Raw genomic sequence first — 17,383 nt, forward strand, 5'->3', positions numbered from 1 at the left:
ACTTGTTCAATATTTCCCAACCTTCGTTTTATTCATATTACTTCAGGAAGGTTATACTCTTATATTATTGACGCACCAAAATGGCATAACATAGCTTAATGACAAGGTATTCATAGTTATTTATCCTTTAAAGGTCAATATCTATCAATAATCACGATATTATCCTATATAGCTTATAACCACATCAACTAAAATTCCTGATTAAAATGAAACTCTACAGCACAAATCTTAACGCACCGGAAGTAAGCTTTCAGGAAGCTCTCATAACCGGACTTGCACCGGACAGCGGCCTTTATATGCCAAAGAGCCTGCCAACCTTCTCAAAGGAAGAGATTGACTCCTTTAAGGGTGTTCCATATCCTGAGATAGCTTACAGGGTACTTAGCAAAGTACTTGATGGCGAGGTCGATGATGAATCACTCAAAGCCATCACCTATGACGCTTACAACTACGATGTCCCGCTTGAACCTGTTGATGGGCAGACCTACATAATGAGACTTGACAGAGGACCAACTGCATCATTCAAGGACTTCGCAGCCCGCATGATGGCAAGACTCATGCAGTACTATCTCAGCAAGGAGAACAGAAGTCTGACCATCCTTACCGCAACATCCGGTGATACAGGCAGCGCAGTTGCCGATGCATTCTATGGTCTTGACAATATCAGGGTCATCGTACTCTTCCCAACAGGTGAGGTTTCCGACCGGCAGCGCAAACAGATGACCACACTTGGCAAGAACATCACTGCTATTTCAGTTGATGGTAAATTCGATGACTGCCAGGCAATGGTAAAACAGGCATTTGCAGACCAGGATCTAAAACACCTGAACCTCTCATCAGCAAACTCCATTAACATCGGTCGTCTTGTTCCTCAGTCTATTTACTACATTTACGCTTACGCAAAACTCAGAGATTATCCAGAAGATATAATCTACTCCATCCCATCCGGAAACTTCGGTAACATGATGGGATGTGTCCTGGCAAGGACCATGGGACTTCCTGTCAAAAAGATAATCGCTTCTGTTAATGAGAACGATGAAGTTCCAGCATTCCTGAGCACAGGCAAGTATGACAAGATCGTACCTTCAAAGAACTGTCTCTCCAATGCAATGAATGTGGGTCACCCAAGCAACCTTGCAAGACTTATTGCAATTTATGGCGGTATCATGGATGAAAAAGGTATCATTAGCAAAGAGCCCGATATGGATAAACTCCGAAAAGATATTCTCTCCAGCTCTGTGACTGATGAGGAAACTAAGGCAACCATTAAGGAGATCTTCGAGAAACACAATATCCTAATAGAGCCACATGGTGCGGTTGGAATAAAGGGACTTCTTGATTTCAGGAGGGAATCAGGCGATAACACACTTGCAGTAACCCTTGAAACAGCGGACCCTGCCAAATTCCCTGAACATGTCAAAGCCCAGACAGGCGTTGAACCTGAACTTCCGGAGAGTCTGAAGAAGGTAGAATCAAAGGACGAGTTCATGGATTATCTTGGAACTGATTATCCTGCTTTCAAGAAATATCTTCAGGAAAAACTCGGATGAGTTTTCCTTTTCCTTTCTTTTTTGCTCTAAGCACAAGACTATTAATTTGATCTTTAAAATTATCCAGTAGGGTGGTTTATTGACAGAGAATAATTCATATGTTCCGGAAAAGCGTGGTAAATATTTTGGAATCTGCACATCTTATCATCATTCAAAAGGCTGCAATTGTCCGGAGTGTCCTTCTTATCCTGAAATCGGGAAGTTTATGTTCTGCTCTAAAGGAGGGTATACTGGGTTAGAAAAGAAGGGATGTTTGTGTCAGGGATGTATTATTCACAGTAAATTCGGTCTTGAAGGTGAATATTTTTGTTCTGAATAAGGTCTTTTTTAGCTATTATGGGGGAGTTCATAATACCTCATCATTATTATAATCATTATATATTATTATATACATATATTTATATAGTAGTAAAAAGTACTATTTATTGTGGCAATATCTGCCAGTCAGAAATTGTCAGCATGAAATATATCATATAGAGTACGATATGGATTTCATCATCCCAACAAACTCCGTTAAATACGGAATTGGATTGCACAGAAATGTAGGCTCGATACTCCCCCTCAGTATCTAAAAACAAATGCCTACATTTCAACCTCTCTGAATTGGGAAATGGAGTATGAGCGTTTATGGTGGGACAGGTGGGGGCACCTGAGTGGGGGAAAAAGAGTATGAGCTAAGGGCGCCATTTCGGTCTGGCCGAAGTGGCGTGGTTATTGTCTTTTCATTTTCTGTTTTTAAATTTTCTATTATTAATAACTCTTTAAAAGCCGTATCTCGTTATTGAATGTTTTCTATAGTGGCTAATCTCTTATCATCCGGCTTAAAAGCGTTTTAATTGGCCAGTGTTCTGTAATAAATTATCATTTCAGATTGTTTTATATATTATTAAGTGCTTTCAGCGTAAACTTCATGAAACACATTAAAAACGCTAATTACTCTTATTTAGAGCTTATAATATCATGTACTATATTTGGAGCTAGTGGAATCTTTCTTAATCATATATATAGCATGCAAACTGTATCAATCATATTTTACAGACTTATTTTTGGATTTTTACTGCTATTAATGTACTGTATATGTTCAAACAAGTTGAAATTACTGTATATGAAGAAAAATAAGCGTTATCTAGTTTTAATTGCAATATTTAATGTATTTACGCTTTATACCTATTTTAGTTCCATAAAACATGCAGGAATATCAATTGCAGTTCTTTTACTTTATACAGCTCCGGTTTACGTCACTCTCCTGTCACCTTTGTTTTTGAAGGAAAAGATCACAAAACGTGGAATGCTATCTCTGCTAATTTCGGTCTGCGGAATATTACTTGTTGTTCTACCTGGAAACAACACATCATTGAATGCAAATCTTTTAACAGGAATAGTACTGGGTATACTTTCCGGCATATCTTATAGTGGAACCATTATGACTGTAAGTTATCTGAAGAAAGATTATTCAGGTCTGACCCAGCTTTTCTGGTCGACTTTTATTAGTCTGCTTATACTCCTGCCATTTGGGATTGGAGTTCCTGCAGAGGTGCTTGTACCGAATTTAGGTATGCTTTTCCTTTTTGGGCTTATAACAACAGCTTTTGCTTCAGTTCTCTATCTGAACAGTGCTTCAAAAATAAGAGCACAGACTGTAAGTGTCCTTGCATTACTTGAGCCTGTAAGTGGCATCATATTTGGTTTTGTCTTCCTGCATGAACCTATATTTATGAACACAATACAAGGATGTTTTTTCATACTTCTGGGAGCATCCATACTTGTTCTGGAACCGGGAACTTTTGATATATTCCGGAAAAAAAGATACGCTTACACTCCTGTGAGGTGGAAGCTTCATCCGGTCTTCAATTATCTCACGGCATCTTCACGTATGAGGAAATGATGACCGGATAATTATTTTCTGTTGAAGTACATGGCTATTCCAAGTATTGTAACAAATGGTATCACAAGAACTGGAAATTCGGGAATCTCATGATTTCCGTTATCATTGTTATTTTCATCATCTCCATTGTTGCTATCCCCCTCAGAATTACCTGATTCGGATGCAGACACGTTGCTACCTGTTACAGTGCTGTGACCTTCATGTTTCCACCATCCCTTTTCATCACTTGCAGCACTTTCAGGAGTAGACATTAGTGGAGTTTCATCAGCAGGTAGAGTCATGTTCGTTGTGTTTTCTGTGGAGCTATTGTCAATTACCGGTACAGGGGAAGTATTTTCCTGGGGAATAAAAAATCCCAACAGGAAAAGAAGCACTATTAAACCAATAACCACACTGTATCCGTTTATATTCAAGTCTTATTCCTCTCATGAAAACAAGTATTCTGCTGCTTTTGTAACTTCTATAAGCGTAGAGTAAATATATCTTTTGCCGTATATTATTTACTTAATAATGTTCAGTAAGACGGAAATTGCTTTATGTGGTCGTTGCTAACATTACATAATATTGGAACCTATCTTTCACTATGCATGCTAATGTTCCGGTGGTGCATATTCTGCTTATAAGGTACATAAATAAATTCCAGACTATCATAATAAAAATAATAATGGTGATGATGGTTTTTGTCATTCTCAGTGCCATGCTGGAGATTGGCTGGGTACTTATCACTGACATTTCAAATCCACCTTACTTTATAATAGGTGTGGATAAAATACTGGATGTATTCGCTCTCTTTTTCCTGGTTATCATAGGAATTGAACTGCTTGAGACTGTCAAGATGATAATCATTGAATCATCTATGAATGTTGATGTCATTATCCTTGTTGGTATCACTGCAGTAGTAAGGAAAATACTGATTGTCGACCTGAAAAATACTGATCCTTTATTCCTTATTGGAATGGGAGTCCTTATAATCGCTCTTGCGGGAACTTATTATCTTGTTGTGAATTCTGAAAAGGAGTTCAAATGCCAACTTGGTGATGATGAAATGGAATAAGCATTCCATTGATCTTTTTGAAAACGAATATATTTTAATTACGTGCAATAATCTCTGTAGTCTGCTATTATCTATATGATGTTCCTTGCGAAAAGGTTTAAATTTTAAAATCCATTCAAAACAGAGTTATCATGAAGATACATTGTCTTGTTCATCTCGATTTTGAAACTCTTGGAAATATCAGGGAATGGACCTGTGAAAAAGAACATTCTCTGCATGTTATTGTTCCTTCTGAAAAGCAACTTTTTCCCGACCCGGAGGATGTCGATCTGCTGATCATCATGGGCGGATTGATGAGTGTGTATCAGGAAGCTGAATATCCCTGGCTGAAACAGGAAAAAGAATTTGTGGAATCAGTTATTTCCTGTGGTAAAGCAGTTTATGGAATATGTTTCGGTGCCCAGATGCTTTCAGAGGTTTTAGGTGGGCAGGTAAGTCAAAATCAATATCGTGAAATTGGATGGCATAAAGTCAGGGCTCTGGATGAGCTAAACAAAAACAAGCAACTTTTCCATGTACAGGACGAATTTGCTGTTTTCCAGTGGCATGGTGATACATTTACACTCCCGAATGGTTGCAGGCGCTTGTTTGAGAGTGAAGCCTGTTCTGAGCAGGGTTTCATCTATGGTGACAGGGTGCTGGCATTGCAGTTCCACCCGGAAGTTGATGTGTGTTGTGTGGAAAGTCTGCTTGAGAATTGCAGCTCTGACCTGGCAGAAGATGGCAAATATATCTCATCCGAAAATGAGATACGGGGACGAGATGACCTGCTGGAGGTTTCAGCAAACCTTATGTTCTCAATACTTGACTGGTTTGAGAATATAATAGAAAAAACTTAATTGAATTAATGGCTCTGGTATTTGGTGTATTATGCAAGATAATATTGAACACATGAGGAAATTATGCAAAACACGCCCGGTCAGATATTCGGATCTTGACCATATGAAAAAGGGCTCCACAGCTTTTCTTCATGACAGTGGATACTCAGACTGTCAGATAGCAGAAGCCCTTGGTCTGAATGAAAAAGATGTTGAGAATAATCTCAAAGGTACTGGTTTTCCTCTGGACTACAAAAGGATAGCTCCATTTGAGGATAATCTCCCTTCAAATATCGGTGATATAGTTACCGTCTCTGTTCCTTCATGGGATGGTACTGGTCAGGAACTGAGTTTCAGGGCAAAGGTAGTCCAGTGCATTCCGCAGGGTGGTGGATGTGGTCTTTCAGTGGTCCTTCTTGAAAACACTGATTTTGAAATACCTCTTTACGGTAAAGGTAAGAAAGATGAGGAGATCGTTGTTCCTCTTGACTGGATCGTAAAATAAATCAGTTTTTCAGTTTTGTGTGTAACTCATGCAATGGCTTTTGTCATATCATGGTCATAATCGTTGTATGTGCTACAAAGAATGCCTGATATGTCACTGAAAGCTATTTCTGTGAAACTGTTGTATTCTCCAAGTTGACAGCGTCCGGTTCTGTTAACTCCGTGGAAGTCTGATCCTCCTGTCATTATAAGACCCTGTGCAGAGCATAGTTCATACATTGTGCGTACCTGATCTTCGTTGCTGTTGGCATAGAATACCTCGAATCCGTCCAGGCCACATCTGATAAGTGATTCCGACATAAAGGGCAATAATGAGAGTTTATCACTTTGTTCCAGTGTTCTGATAATGTGTGCGCAGACAGCTTTTCCACCGGCTTTGTGGATGGCTTTAATCACTTTCTTAGCAGGGAATTTTTGCATTGTAATATCAAGAGGTGAATTTTCTGATAGCCACATGTTATGAAAATCATAGTTACTCATGTTCTTGTTTATAACAGACAATGTTATGTCGTGTTTTGTGATTATTCCCTTTGTATTATTAAGAACTGAATTATCTATTTCCATTCCATATGATTCCAGTGCAGAGCAAACTTTGCTGCAGTAATCTTTTGCATTTTGCTTTGCATGGTCGGTCATTTTGAGAATACCGTTGTCTTCAGGATCAAAACTGTATCCAAGTATGTGTACTTCAATGTCTGAATACTCTGTCTCGGTCGTGAATTCAATTCCCGGAATCAGGGTGATATTTTGCGTTTCACATTCCCATCTTGCTTCATCAAGTCCGTCAACTGTGTCATGATCGGTAATGCTAAGGACTTTTATTCCTTTGTTTTTTGCCAGTTTAACAAGTTCTTCCGGTTTCATATCCCCGTCAGAATAGCATGTATGGGTGTGCATGTCTGCTAAATTAACTATATTTTCACCTTCGTCATCCTCAATGCTTTTCCATTGAAGTGTGCTAATATATAATTAATCTACATAAAATATAGTGGTAATGAAATCTATATATCGGTAAAATCTAGGTAAAAAAGTAAACAAAAAATAAGATGGATATGAGGAAATACCTCATATCATTCAGATACTATTTCGTCGTCGTTCCTGATGGCAGCAACGATATCAACAGGATAGACAAATATCTTACCGTCACCGAATTTGCCTGTTCTGGCACTCTTTCTGACAATTTCGATTATTGGCCTGACATCCTCGTCACCAACGACCATTTCGATCTCAGTCTTAGGGATCATGTCTACTTTGATCTGTTTACCTCTGTACTGGAGACAGATACCTTTCTGTGCACCACGACCCTTGACTTCTGTCACTGTCATAGCAAAGTAACCTTTCTCTTCCAGTGCTGCCTTTACATCTTCCAGCTTTTCCGGACGAATTACTGCTTTTACTGTCTTCATTCATATCACCTCAGGCTGTTGTGGATTCTCCATGCTGGGAGATATCAAGGCCAACATATTCTTCTTCTTCGGTTACGCGCAGTCCCATCGTCTTGTCGATTATTACTGCAAGTATATAGGTAACTACAAATGCATAGATCATTGCAACGGTTGCATCAAGTAATTGTATAAGGAACTGGTGTGTGTTTCCATAAATAAGTCCGTCAACTCCACCAATGCTTGCGGTTGCAAATATTCCTGTTGCTATTGCGCCCCAGAAACCGCCCATTCCATGAACTGCCCATGCGTCAAGACTTTCATCAAGTCCCTTGCGTACACGGAATAAAAGTGCTCCGTAACAGAGAAGTCCTGCAAAACCACCGATAAAAATTGCGGCCATCGGACCTACAAAACCGGAAGCAGGTGTAATGGCTACAAGACCTGCAACAGCTCCACTGATAAGACCCAGTGAACTTGGCTTACCCATGGCCCATGCTGCAAACATCCAGGTTATTGCTCCTGCTGCTGCAGAGACATTTGTAACAACCAGTGCATTAACGGCGAGTCCGTCTGCTGCAAGTGCGCTTCCTGCGTTAAATGCGAACCATCCGAACCAGAGCATTGCTCCTCCGAGAAGAGTTGTTGTGATGTTCTCTGCTTCCATGCTGTATTTGCCAAATCCTGCACGGTTGCCTATTACAAGTGCAAGTGCAAGTGCACCGAATCCTGAACTGATGTGTACAACGGTACCACCGGCAAAGTCAAGAGCTCCGAGTTCTCCTGCCCAGCCGCCACCCCATGCCCAGTGAGCAAGGGGATCATAGACAATTGTTGTCCAGAGTATGCCGAGTACTATGAATGAACTTAATTTGATACGTCCTGCTACACCGGATGTAAGAATTGCCAGTGTGACGCCAGCGAAAACAAGCTGGAATACCATGAACAGCATGTCAGGGATGCCGTCTCCTTCAAGACCTACACCAGCAAGGAAAAGGTGGTCAAGCCCACCGATAAATCCCGAAATATCGGATCCAAAGGAAAGTGTGTATCCTATTGTTACCCATTGGATACTCACAACAGCAAATGAAATGAAAGACATTGCTATCATTGAAATTATGTTTTTACTACGTACCATCCCGCCGTAAAAGAGCCCGACCCCTGGAGTCATAAGCATTACCATGGCGGTACAGATGATTATAAATGCGGTATCTCCTGCATCGATTGCCACTTAAATCACCTGTTTTTTAAGAATATGTTCTTTGATCTTTTCCATTGTTCCACCTATTTTAAATAATGTTAATCGGATGTCTGCAATACTCTTCCCTCTTCCGATATACAATTATTTAAAACTATTGGTATGGTGGAGTTTTTAAAAAATTCACTAAAAGACTTTAAGTCATTGAATATAATAGTGAATGGGGTTCATTATGAAATCAAAAGAAGTAATTGTGGAAATAAGTAAAGATGGTCCTTATATTGTGAAAAATGTATCTGCGCTCATAAATTCAAAAAATGAAAACCTTGAGACTCAGCCGGTGATGGATCTCTGTAGATGTGGAGGTTCCGGGAATAAACCATTTTGTGACGGTACGCACATAAAAATCGGTTTTAAGGACGAGAAAAACTGATCTTTCACATCTCAACCTTTTCTTTTACAATTTTGATATTCTTCATTTTATAGCGTAGAATGCGTATTCCAATCAATATCAAAAGTTTATTAAGCAACATTTTTCTTATTTTGTTTTAATGGTTGGAGATGGTTATTTGATTAATAAAGTGAATATCCTGAAGAAAAATGATGCAAATGGTAATTTGAAAATCGTTATTGCAGCTGCTGCAGTTGTTATTGTGGCTGTTCTTACAGTTGTAGCAGCTTCCGGAATGGTGTACATTCCAGTCCTGACCGAGATTCTTGGTACAGATGAAGCTGTGGATCTGGGTATTGAAACTGACCCTCTGCTTTTTGACAATATTGTTAAAGAGCAGGGTATAACCCTGAAGGATCCTGTATCACAATATCAACTGACAAGCAATATTATCTATTCCGATACATCTCCCATGGATATAAGTCTTACAAGTTCTGACCTGAGTTCATATTTACAGGCAACAAACAATGAAGGTCCTCTTAAGGACATACAGGTAAAACTTGGTGATAATAACCAGGCTGAGATGTCAGCTTATCTTGACCTGAAAGAATATGGTTATGATTTCAAGGGTCCGGTATATGCAGAGGGTAGCATATTCAAAGCAAGTGACAATTCTATAAGTATTGATATCGACAGTGCTAAAGTCGGTCTTCTTCCGCTTCCAGAGGGAAGTACAGAACAGGGAGAGCAGGAACTTGAGAACCTGATAAATTCACATCTATCAAAGATGCCTGACCTCAAAATTGGTACTCTGGAAGTATCTGATGGGACCCTTAACTTTCAGGGGGATTTTCCAAGGACTGCAGATGTGGTAGATGAATAAAGAAGTTTCCTTTTATGCATTGCTCTCTTTTTTCTTTTTTAACCCAACAAAGCCTATTTATTGGTAATTAACTATACCAGAGGCATACTGTTAATTTGGATGATATCTGTAATATGTCAGTATATAGATATGTTAAGATATCAATTTCATGGAGATTCAATAAATGGCAATTCATCCTATAGAATACCGTTACGGAACAGATGAGATGAAGTTCGTCTGGAGCGAGGCAAACCGCCTGGAAAAAATAATGAAAGCTGAGGCTGCTCTTGCTAGGGCTGAAGCAGACATCGGACTGATTCCTAAGGAAGCTGCAGATATCATAGAAAACAGCATAGGTTCTGTGGAACTTGAAAGGGTAAAAGAGATCGAGGACGAAATTCACCACGATATGATGGCTGTTGTGCTTGCTATCTCAGAAAAGTGTGAAGAGGACGCTGGAAAATGGGTTCACTTCGGTGCCACATCCAACGATATGCTTGATACTGCTACAGGTCTTCAGTTAAAGGAAGCTGTGAATATACTGGAAAAGAAGATCCACAAACTTCTTGATGTACTTCTTATTCAGGCTGAGAATAATAAGAACCTCGTATGTGCCGGAAGAACACACGGTCAGATAGGTGTTCCAACAACATACGGACTTAGATTTGCCATATGGGCATCCGAGATTGGCAGACACATCGAACGTCTGGAACAGCTCAAACCACGTGTCACAGTTGGCCAGATGACCGGAGCAGTTGGAACTCAGGCTGCTTTTGGCAAGGATGGAATTGAGATTCAGAAAAAGGTCATGGAATATCTTGAGATCGGCTCAGTTGACGTTTCAAACCAGATAATCCAGAGGGACCGCCATGCAGAATTTGTCATGTGGATGGCAAACACCGTAACAACCCTTGACAAGATCGCTATTGAGATCCGCTCTCTCCAGAGAAGTGAGATTGCTGAAGTTGAGGAGAGTTTCAGGAAAAAGCAGGTTGGTTCATCAACAATGCCACACAAGCGTAATCCTATCAAGTCCGAGCAGATATGTGGCCTTGCAAGAATTGTACGCTCCATGATAGAACCTGAACTCCAGAATAACACTCTCTGGGATGAAAGGGACCTTACAAACTCCTCATGTGAAAGGATTGTTTTCCCTGAAGCATGTGTGCTGACCGATCATATCATTAAACTTGCAATTGGTGTTATCGAGAACCTGAGGTTCTATCCAGAGAATATCCGCCGCAACCTTGACCTGCTCAGAGGTCTGAACATGGGAGAAGCAGTTATGATCGAACTTGCAATGCGCGGAGTCGGTCGTCAGGAAGCTCACGAGATCGTGCGTTCCAGTGCAATGGAAGCTCATGAAAGCGGAAAACATTTCAAGGATGTACTCCTGGCAAATCCGGAAGTTGCAAATTATCTCAGTGAAGAGGATGTCATCAATCTTGTCGATCCTGACAAGTACATCGGTACTGCTGTGGAACAGGTTGAAGCGGTTGTTGCAAAACTGAAAAAATAATTTTTCTTTTTATTTTTTATATCATTGTATCCCTTTCAGATACATTGATATTTTTCTTAATTTCGGATTCTATCAAGCCGATCTCTTTTTCAATAGTTTCCAGCATTTCCGGAATGTTCTCTACCTGATTCTCTACAGAATCTTCAAGTTCCTTTGCCATGCTGGCAAGAATATCGAAACCTATATTCAGTGAAACACCTTTCATTCTGTGGGCGTTCTCTTTTACTCCCTGTAGATCCTGCTCACTGTAGTTATTAATTGTTTCTTCCAGGCTTGATGTGACTGATCTCAATGCCATTGTACTCAATCTTTTGTAAGTCTCATCATCACCTGCAATGGTGCTCATAAGTCTTACTTTGTCAAAGTGCACAGATTCGGTTTCATTTTCAGTAGCAATACATTTGATACTATCTGCTTTTTCAGTTTCATCGATGTTTTTTCTGTAAAGCCACTTATTCAGAATGTCATGTATGATCTCTGAAACCACCGGCTTTGAAATATAGTCATCCATTCCAGACTGAATACACATTTCTTTTTCGCCTTTAAATGCACTTGCTGTTAAAGCAATGATAGGAACATGTCCTCCTGTTTCTTTTTCAATTTCCCTGATCTTAACGGCAGAGTCATGGCCATTCATTTCAGGCATCTGTATGTCCATGAAGATCAGGTCTACTTCCTGTTCTCCTTTCTTCTTTCCATTCAGGAATAATTTAACAGCTTCTTTTCCGTTCTCCGCTTTAAGGATCTCAGCCTCAGGCAGGAATTCTGAAATTATAATGGAGGTAAGCTCCATATTTGTATCATTATCTTCAGCAACAAGTAAGGAACATTTTTTGTCTATGTTAAATGATCTTGTAATATTGTAACAGTACTCCTTTTGCTCCGCGTTACATTCTCCCATTTCCACAGGCAATTTTACTTTGAAATAAAAAGAGCTTCCTTCCCCTAACTCACTTTCAAGTTCAAGTTTTGACCCCATCATTTCCAGAAGTCTGTTGGATATTGTAAGTCCAAGTCCTGTACCTCCGTATTTTCGTGTTATGGAACCGTCAGCCTGTGAGAATGATTCGAATATCCTGTTCCTGTTATCGTCTCCAATTCCGATTCCAGTATCGCTCACAGAAAATATGAACTCCATTATATTATCAGTATCTGAAACAGGTTTTGCTTCAACCTTAAGTTCGATTTCACCTTCTTCTGTAAATTTGATGGCATTGCTAAGGAGATTGACGAGTACCTGACGTAACCTCAGATGATCAACAGTAACATGGCAGGGCAGGTCTTCAGGAATTGTAAGTTTAAGTTCCAGTTCCTTTTCCTGAGCACGATACTTTACAATGTCAGTAATCTTTCCCAGTAATTCTGAAATCTCTATCCTTTCAGGGTTCAGTTCGAGTTTGCCAGCTTCGATCTTTGAAAAATCAAGTACATCATTGATAATATCAAGCAATGAGTTCGCAGAGGTAGAAACCGTTTGCATGTAGTGTTTTTGTTTACGACTGAGTTCAGTCTGCATAAGAATGTCTGAAAAACCTATTATACCATTAAGAGGTGTGCGTATCTCGTGGCTCATGTTTGCAAGGAACTCGCTTTTCGCACGGTTTGCCATTTCTGCCTGTGTAGTCATGAATTGTGCTCTTGCAGTTGCTTCCTCAAGTTCACGGTTGGTCTGAAGCAAGATATCTTCTGCATTTTTGCTTTCTGTGATGTCCCTTAATATGATCATCTGACCTACAATATCATCGCCTTCACCATACATTGGAAGGAAATCTATCTTTAACCATATAGGAGTCCCATTATTGTCTCTCATTACTTCCATACTGTTCTTTTTAGAAGCATTGTTTCTGACAGCATCGAGTTCCGGCCAGCATTCCATTAAATCAGCAATATACTTGCCAACGTCTCTGGTGGTTATTCCAAGGAACTTTGCAGCAGATCCATTACAATCTACAATTCTCTGCATCTGGTCAAGAACAATTACACCATCAGGGAGTTTGTCAAAAAGCTCACTGCGGGCCATAGGTGCAATATCCAGAAGCTTGTAACGTGTCAGGCCAATATACATTATAATTCCGGAAAAAGGAAGAGAATAAGGTATTGGATCCAGACCAGAGGGAAATAATCTTGCTATGAAGAGTAGCAGTACGATGAATGGTATTAAGATACCTGCCATAACAATGGTTATTTGTTTCCTGAGGGCAGGGATTACTTCAAGCCACATTTTCAGCATGAGTAATATGCTGAACATTATGCAGAGGACGTTATAGAATTCCTGCACAGCATACCATATTCCCGGTTCAAAGGTAAGTGTCGGGAAAATAGTGTTTGTATTCATTATCAGGTTCTGGTGATAAAATGAATGTCTTTCTGTGGTAAATACCAGGATCATTGTTATCAGCGGGATTGAAAAAATGGATACTATTGTGGGTGCAGATAACCATTGTTTCTTACCTGTGTATTTTATTGCAAATGTAAGTAAGAAAGCGGGGATAAAAGGAATGCCAATATATTCAAGCTTATAGAAAACCAATGCTGTATCAAAACTGGTAGATGATATTTCAAATGCATAAAAGAATGAATAGATTATCGTAGCAAACAACATTAATGAGAAACACGTTGTTCCACTTGCTTCCTTGTGTTTTCTTACATGGAATAATAATACACAGAGTATTATTACTAGTGCTATCAGTGGCAGCATAAAGTAATTCAGGTACATATTGACTTATCTATAAATTTGAATTATGCAGATCCCTTGTTTTAGCTAGATATCTGGTATTTTTTAGAAACTTGTTGTGTGATCACAACTATATACCAATTTAAATTATATAAATACATGTTATATTTACGTATGTGTTTTAGATGCGAGTTTGTCTGTTGATGTTGATTTTTTAACAAGCAGGCTTCTGCAAACACATACTATTTTAAAAATAAAGTGATTAATGCATCTCATTCTAACATCTTCTTCAGGAATTGTCCTGTGTAGGAAATATTATTCTTTGACACATCTTCAGGTGTTCCCTGTGCGATAACCTCGCCACCTCTGTCCCCTCCTTCAGGCCCTAGATCGATTATCCAGTCCACAGTCTTGATCACATCCAGATTGTGCTCGATGACAATTACCGTATTTCCTGCATCTACCAATCTCTGCAAGACTTCAAGGAGTTTTTTGACGTCATCGAAATGAAGTCCTGTTGTTGGTTCATCAAGTATGTAAACTGTTTTCCCGGTAGAACGCTTACTCAACTCTGTTGCAAGTTTCACTCTCTGGGCTTCTCCTCCTGATAATGTGGTAGATGACTGGCCAAGTTTGATATATCCAAGACCTACATCGTTGAGCGTCTGAAGTTTACGGCTGATCTTCGGTACATTCTCGAAGAACTCCAGCGCTTCCTCCACAGTCATGTCAAGGACTTCGGCAATGTTCTTATCTTTATATGTGACTTCCAGGGTTTCTCTGTTGTAGCGTTTTCCATGACATACTTCACATGGAACGTAAACATCAGGCAGGAAATGCATTTCTATGGTTATTATTCCATCACCTGAACATGCTTCACAGCGACCGCCACGAACATTAAAACTGAATCTACCTGGTTTGTAACCTCTGGCACGTGCTAATTTTGTCTGTGCAAAGAGTTCCCTGATGGGCGTGAATAGATTAGTATAAGTTGCAGGGTTAGACCTAGGTGTACGTCCTATTGGTGACTGGTCTATGGTTATAACCTTGTCAACATTTTCCAGTCCTTCAATGGAACTATATTTTCCAGGAATATCCCTTGCTTTGTTAAGTTGCTTTGCAAGCACCTTATTGAGTGTTTCATTGATAAGCGTACTTTTTCCGGAACCAGATACGCCGGTTACGCCGACAAGGATTCCCAGTGGGAATTCCACATCAATATTTTTGAGATTGTTCTGGCCTGCACCACACAGCGTAATTGTGCCAGTAGGTTCTCTTCGTGTTTCAGGTATTTCTATTCTGAACTTTCCACTCAGGTACTTTCCTGTGGTTGAAGCCTTGTTTTTCATGATCTGCTTTGGAGTACCCTCAGCAACTATTTCACCGCCATGAATACCTGCTCCTGGTCCCATATCCACTACATAGTCCGAGTTGCATATGGTCTCCTCGTCGTGTTCAACAACAAGAACCGTGTTTCCAATATCCCTGAGATGCTTAAGGGTTGTTATAAGCCTGAGATTGTCTCTCTGATGCAGGCCGATACTTGGTTCATCAAGAATATACAGCACACCCATAAGACTTGATCCTATTTGTGTTGCAAGCCTTATACGCTGGGCTTCACCACCAGAGAGTGTGGCTGCTGACCTGCTCAATGTAAGATAATCAAGCCCTACGTCAACAAGGAATCCAAGTCTTGCTTTGATCTCTTTAAGTATCAGACGGGCAATGGTGTATTCCCTTTCATTGAGCTTTGGTTCAACTTGTTTGAAGAATTCCAGTGATTCTTCCACGGACATCTCTGTTGTGTCTATGATGTTCCTGCCATCGATGGTGACTGAAAGTGTCACCGGCTTCAGTCTTTTACCATGACATGAAAGGCAGGGTTTGGTACTGATATACCTGCTCAATCTGTCTTTGCTGTTCTCTGATTCTGTGCCGTCGTAAATTTTAGACAGATTGGCAATTACTCCCTTGAAGCGTCCTTTATGTTTCCACATACCACCGTTCCTTCCGACATGAACAAATGGAATAAGCTCCTCGCTTCCGTAGAATATAATATGCTGGATTTCGGGGTCTAATTCTTCAAAGGGTACGTCCATAGAGAATCCAAGATGATTGGAAAGTGACTGAAGTGATTGCATGTAGTAACCATCTTTCTTCTTGCCGTACCATGGTTCCACTGCTCCTTCATTCAGGGTGAGCTTTTTATCCGGAACAATGAGGTCAGGGTCGAACTCCATTGAAGTTCCAAGTCCGTGACACTCGGGACAGGCACCCTGTGGACTGTTGAATGAGAATGCTGCTGGCTCCATTTCCTCAAAGCCGATACCACAGGAAGTACATGCCAGTTTTTCACTGAATGTCAGTTCTTCTCCGTCAAGTACCTGAACTGTGATGGTCCCACCGCTTTTTTCAAGTGCTGTTTCCACGGAATCAGAAAGTCTTTCCTCGATTCCTTCTTTTATTACAAGTCTGTCAACAACGATGTCAATATTATGTTTGAAGTAACGCCCAAGTTCGATTTCTTCAGCTTCTTCGAGAAGGTGAATCTCACCATCCACGCGTACTCTTGTGAAACCTTCCGTGCGCAGGTCGATGAGGAGCTTTTTGTATTCTCCTTTTCTTTCTCTCACAAGTGGTGCCAGCACATGTATTTTTGTACCCTCACGCAGGTTCATAATACTGTCAACTATCTGGTCAACGCTCTGGGTTTCAATTATCCTGCCACAATCGGGACAGTGTCTTATGCCTATACGGGCAAAGAGCAGTCTCAGGTAGTCATAAATTTCAGTAACGGTCCCCACGGTAGAGCGGGGATTCTTGCTTGTGGTCTTCTGCTCTATGGAAATAGCAGGTGAGAGTCCTTCGATGTACTCTACATCCGGTTTTTCCATAAGGCCAAGGAACTGCCTTGCGTATGCTGAAAGTGATTCAACGTACCTGCGCTGTCCCTCTGCATAAATTGTATCAAAAGCAAGTGATGATTTTCCTGATCCGCTAAGTCCTGTGATGACTATAAGCTCATCACGTGGAAGGGTCAGGTCTATATTCTTAAGATTGTGCTCTTTGGCACCTTTTATCCTGATGCTGCTCAAAGACATTGTCTACTCTGATGCCTGACTAATAAGTATAGTTTGCGGTGTGACGAACAAATTTCAGATAAACACCTGCTTTTTACTCTTATCTCTGGAAGCAGCGCTCTTTTTCTGAATACTTCTGATGGTGGTTATCAGCTTTACTCTCCTCTCAAACTCTGTCATGATTGCTAATTGTAGAATTTGGTATATATTGGAGATGTAAGCGGGGTGAAAGTATTCATTAGTGGATTTATGTGAGTCATTTCTTTTTTTCTATAAACAAAAGGCAAAATGACCATTGATGCCAGAGGAATAATTACAAGTGCTTGATCCAGGTTATTTTTAATTACCGCCACATTTTGCAATTGCTGATTTTGAATTACTTGAATCATTAAAACAGAATTCACTATTATTGTCTACATATCTTGGGGGCTGACAGTGTCCTAATTGCTTGAAAAATAAGCGTGTT

The 17,383-nt window shown here is 40.1% G+C and carries 15 protein-coding genes; 9 read left to right on the forward strand and 6 right to left on the reverse strand.

Features of this window, described 5'->3' with window-relative positions:
• Positions 1-206: 206 nt before the first annotated feature.
• From thrC to J2746_RS07740, 3 genes are all read left to right on the forward strand, one after another.
• Positions 207-1,550 (forward strand): threonine synthase, encoded by a 1,344-nt coding sequence (thrC, locus tag J2746_RS07730; RefSeq protein ID WP_209618701.1) that lies wholly within the window; start codon positions 207-209, stop codon positions 1,548-1,550.
• Between the two features lie 79 nt (positions 1,551-1,629).
• Positions 1,630-1,869, forward strand: a complete 240-nt coding sequence (locus J2746_RS07735) for a DUF2769 domain-containing protein (protein ID WP_209618703.1) — start codon at positions 1,630-1,632, stop codon at positions 1,867-1,869.
• 591 nt (positions 1,870-2,460) lie between these two features.
• Entirely contained in the window at positions 2,461-3,435 is a 975-nt protein-coding gene (locus tag J2746_RS07740) for a DMT family transporter (protein WP_209618705.1), read from the forward strand.
• Between the two features lie 11 nt (positions 3,436-3,446).
• Here the strand turns inward: J2746_RS07740 and J2746_RS07745 are convergent, their stop codons facing one another.
• The gene (locus J2746_RS07745; RefSeq protein ID WP_209618707.1) at positions 3,447-3,848 is read right to left on the reverse strand and encodes a hypothetical protein; all 402 of its coding nucleotides are present in this window, start codon (positions 3,846-3,848) and stop codon (positions 3,447-3,449) included.
• 170 nt (positions 3,849-4,018) lie between these two features.
• On the opposite strand from J2746_RS07745, the gene J2746_RS07750 reads away from it, so the two are divergent.
• The 3 genes from J2746_RS07750 to J2746_RS07760 all read left to right on the forward strand — a co-directional run bounded on the left by J2746_RS07750 (position 4,019) and on the right by J2746_RS07760 (position 5,812).
• Positions 4,019-4,489, forward strand: a complete 471-nt coding sequence (locus J2746_RS07750; RefSeq protein ID WP_209618709.1) for a phosphate-starvation-inducible PsiE family protein — start codon at positions 4,019-4,021, stop codon at positions 4,487-4,489.
• A 131-nt stretch (positions 4,490-4,620) separates the two neighbouring features.
• Entirely contained in the window at positions 4,621-5,328 is a 708-nt protein-coding gene (locus J2746_RS07755; protein ID WP_209618712.1) for a type 1 glutamine amidotransferase, read from the forward strand.
• A gap of 31 nt (positions 5,329-5,359) precedes the next feature.
• Complete coding sequence (locus J2746_RS07760; protein ID WP_209618714.1) at positions 5,360-5,812, forward strand: hypothetical protein; 453 nt, start codon at positions 5,360-5,362, stop codon at positions 5,810-5,812.
• A 26-nt stretch (positions 5,813-5,838) separates the two neighbouring features.
• Here the strand turns inward: J2746_RS07760 and J2746_RS07765 are convergent, their stop codons facing one another.
• From J2746_RS07765 to J2746_RS07775, 3 genes are all read right to left on the reverse strand, one after another.
• Positions 5,839-6,708: a PHP domain-containing protein gene (locus J2746_RS07765; protein ID WP_280921228.1), complete on the reverse strand. Its 870-nt coding sequence runs from the start codon at positions 6,706-6,708 to the stop codon at positions 5,839-5,841.
• A 173-nt stretch (positions 6,709-6,881) separates the two neighbouring features.
• Positions 6,882-7,217: a P-II family nitrogen regulator gene (locus J2746_RS07770; RefSeq protein WP_209618718.1), complete on the reverse strand. Its 336-nt coding sequence runs from the start codon at positions 7,215-7,217 to the stop codon at positions 6,882-6,884.
• Between the two features lie 10 nt (positions 7,218-7,227).
• Positions 7,228-8,424, reverse strand: a complete 1,197-nt coding sequence (locus J2746_RS07775; protein WP_342451819.1) for an ammonium transporter — start codon at positions 8,422-8,424, stop codon at positions 7,228-7,230.
• Positions 8,425-8,623: 199 nt separating this feature from the next.
• Here J2746_RS07775 and J2746_RS07780 point away from each other — a divergent pair, with 199 nt between their 5' ends.
• From J2746_RS07780 to purB, 3 genes are all read left to right on the forward strand, one after another.
• Positions 8,624-8,824: a CDGSH iron-sulfur domain-containing protein gene (locus J2746_RS07780; RefSeq protein WP_209618720.1), complete on the forward strand. Its 201-nt coding sequence runs from the start codon at positions 8,624-8,626 to the stop codon at positions 8,822-8,824.
• A gap of 136 nt (positions 8,825-8,960) precedes the next feature.
• Entirely contained in the window at positions 8,961-9,665 is a 705-nt protein-coding gene (locus J2746_RS07785; RefSeq protein ID WP_245250043.1) for a hypothetical protein, read from the forward strand.
• Between the two features lie 163 nt (positions 9,666-9,828).
• Positions 9,829-11,163 carry an adenylosuccinate lyase gene (purB, locus tag J2746_RS07790; protein WP_209618723.1) on the forward strand — a complete coding sequence of 445 codons (1,335 nt, stop codon included), beginning with the start codon at positions 9,829-9,831 and terminating at the stop codon, positions 11,161-11,163.
• Positions 11,164-11,179: 16 nt separating this feature from the next.
• Here purB and J2746_RS07795 read toward each other — a convergent pair whose 3' ends face one another.
• Together J2746_RS07795 and uvrA are read right to left on the reverse strand one after the other, a co-directional pair.
• A complete protein-coding gene (locus tag J2746_RS07795) occupies positions 11,180-13,879 on the reverse strand; it encodes a histidine kinase N-terminal 7TM domain-containing protein (RefSeq protein ID WP_342451820.1) in 2,700 nt (899 codons plus the stop codon).
• 230 nt (positions 13,880-14,109) lie between these two features.
• Complete coding sequence (gene uvrA, locus J2746_RS07800; RefSeq protein ID WP_209618727.1) at positions 14,110-16,938, reverse strand: excinuclease ABC subunit UvrA; 2,829 nt, start codon at positions 16,936-16,938, stop codon at positions 14,110-14,112.
• Positions 16,939-17,383 lie beyond the last annotated feature (445 nt).

This window comes from Methanolobus bombayensis, assembly GCF_017873415.1.
Lineage (GTDB): Archaea > Halobacteriota > Methanosarcinia > Methanosarcinales > Methanosarcinaceae > Methanolobus > Methanolobus bombayensis.

Bases quoted from the DNA above. Each gene is read 5' to 3' on its own strand.
- thrC (WP_209618701.1), top strand. From the start codon at position 207: ATGAAACTCTACAGCACAAATCTTAACGCACCGGAAGTAAGCTTTCAG.
- J2746_RS07740 (WP_209618705.1), top strand. From the start codon at position 2,461: ATGAAACACATTAAAAACGCTAATTACTCTTATTTAGAGCTTATAATA.
- J2746_RS07750 (WP_209618709.1), top strand. From the start codon at position 4,019: ATGCATGCTAATGTTCCGGTGGTGCATATTCTGCTTATAAGGTACATA.
- J2746_RS07755 (WP_209618712.1), top strand. From the start codon at position 4,621: ATGAAGATACATTGTCTTGTTCATCTCGATTTTGAAACTCTTGGAAAT.
- J2746_RS07760 (WP_209618714.1), top strand. From the start codon at position 5,360: ATGCAAGATAATATTGAACACATGAGGAAATTATGCAAAACACGCCCG.
- J2746_RS07765 (WP_280921228.1), bottom strand. From the start codon at position 6,708: ATGCACACCCATACATGCTATTCTGACGGGGATATGAAACCGGAAGAA.
- J2746_RS07770 (WP_209618718.1), bottom strand. From the start codon at position 7,217: ATGAAGACAGTAAAAGCAGTAATTCGTCCGGAAAAGCTGGAAGATGTA.
- J2746_RS07780 (WP_209618720.1), top strand. From the start codon at position 8,624: ATGAAATCAAAAGAAGTAATTGTGGAAATAAGTAAAGATGGTCCTTAT.
- purB (WP_209618723.1), top strand. From the start codon at position 9,829: ATGGCAATTCATCCTATAGAATACCGTTACGGAACAGATGAGATGAAG.
- J2746_RS07795 (WP_342451820.1), bottom strand. From the start codon at position 13,879: ATGTACCTGAATTACTTTATGCTGCCACTGATAGCACTAGTAATAATA.
- uvrA (WP_209618727.1), bottom strand. From the start codon at position 16,938: ATGTCTTTGAGCAGCATCAGGATAAAAGGTGCCAAAGAGCACAATCTT.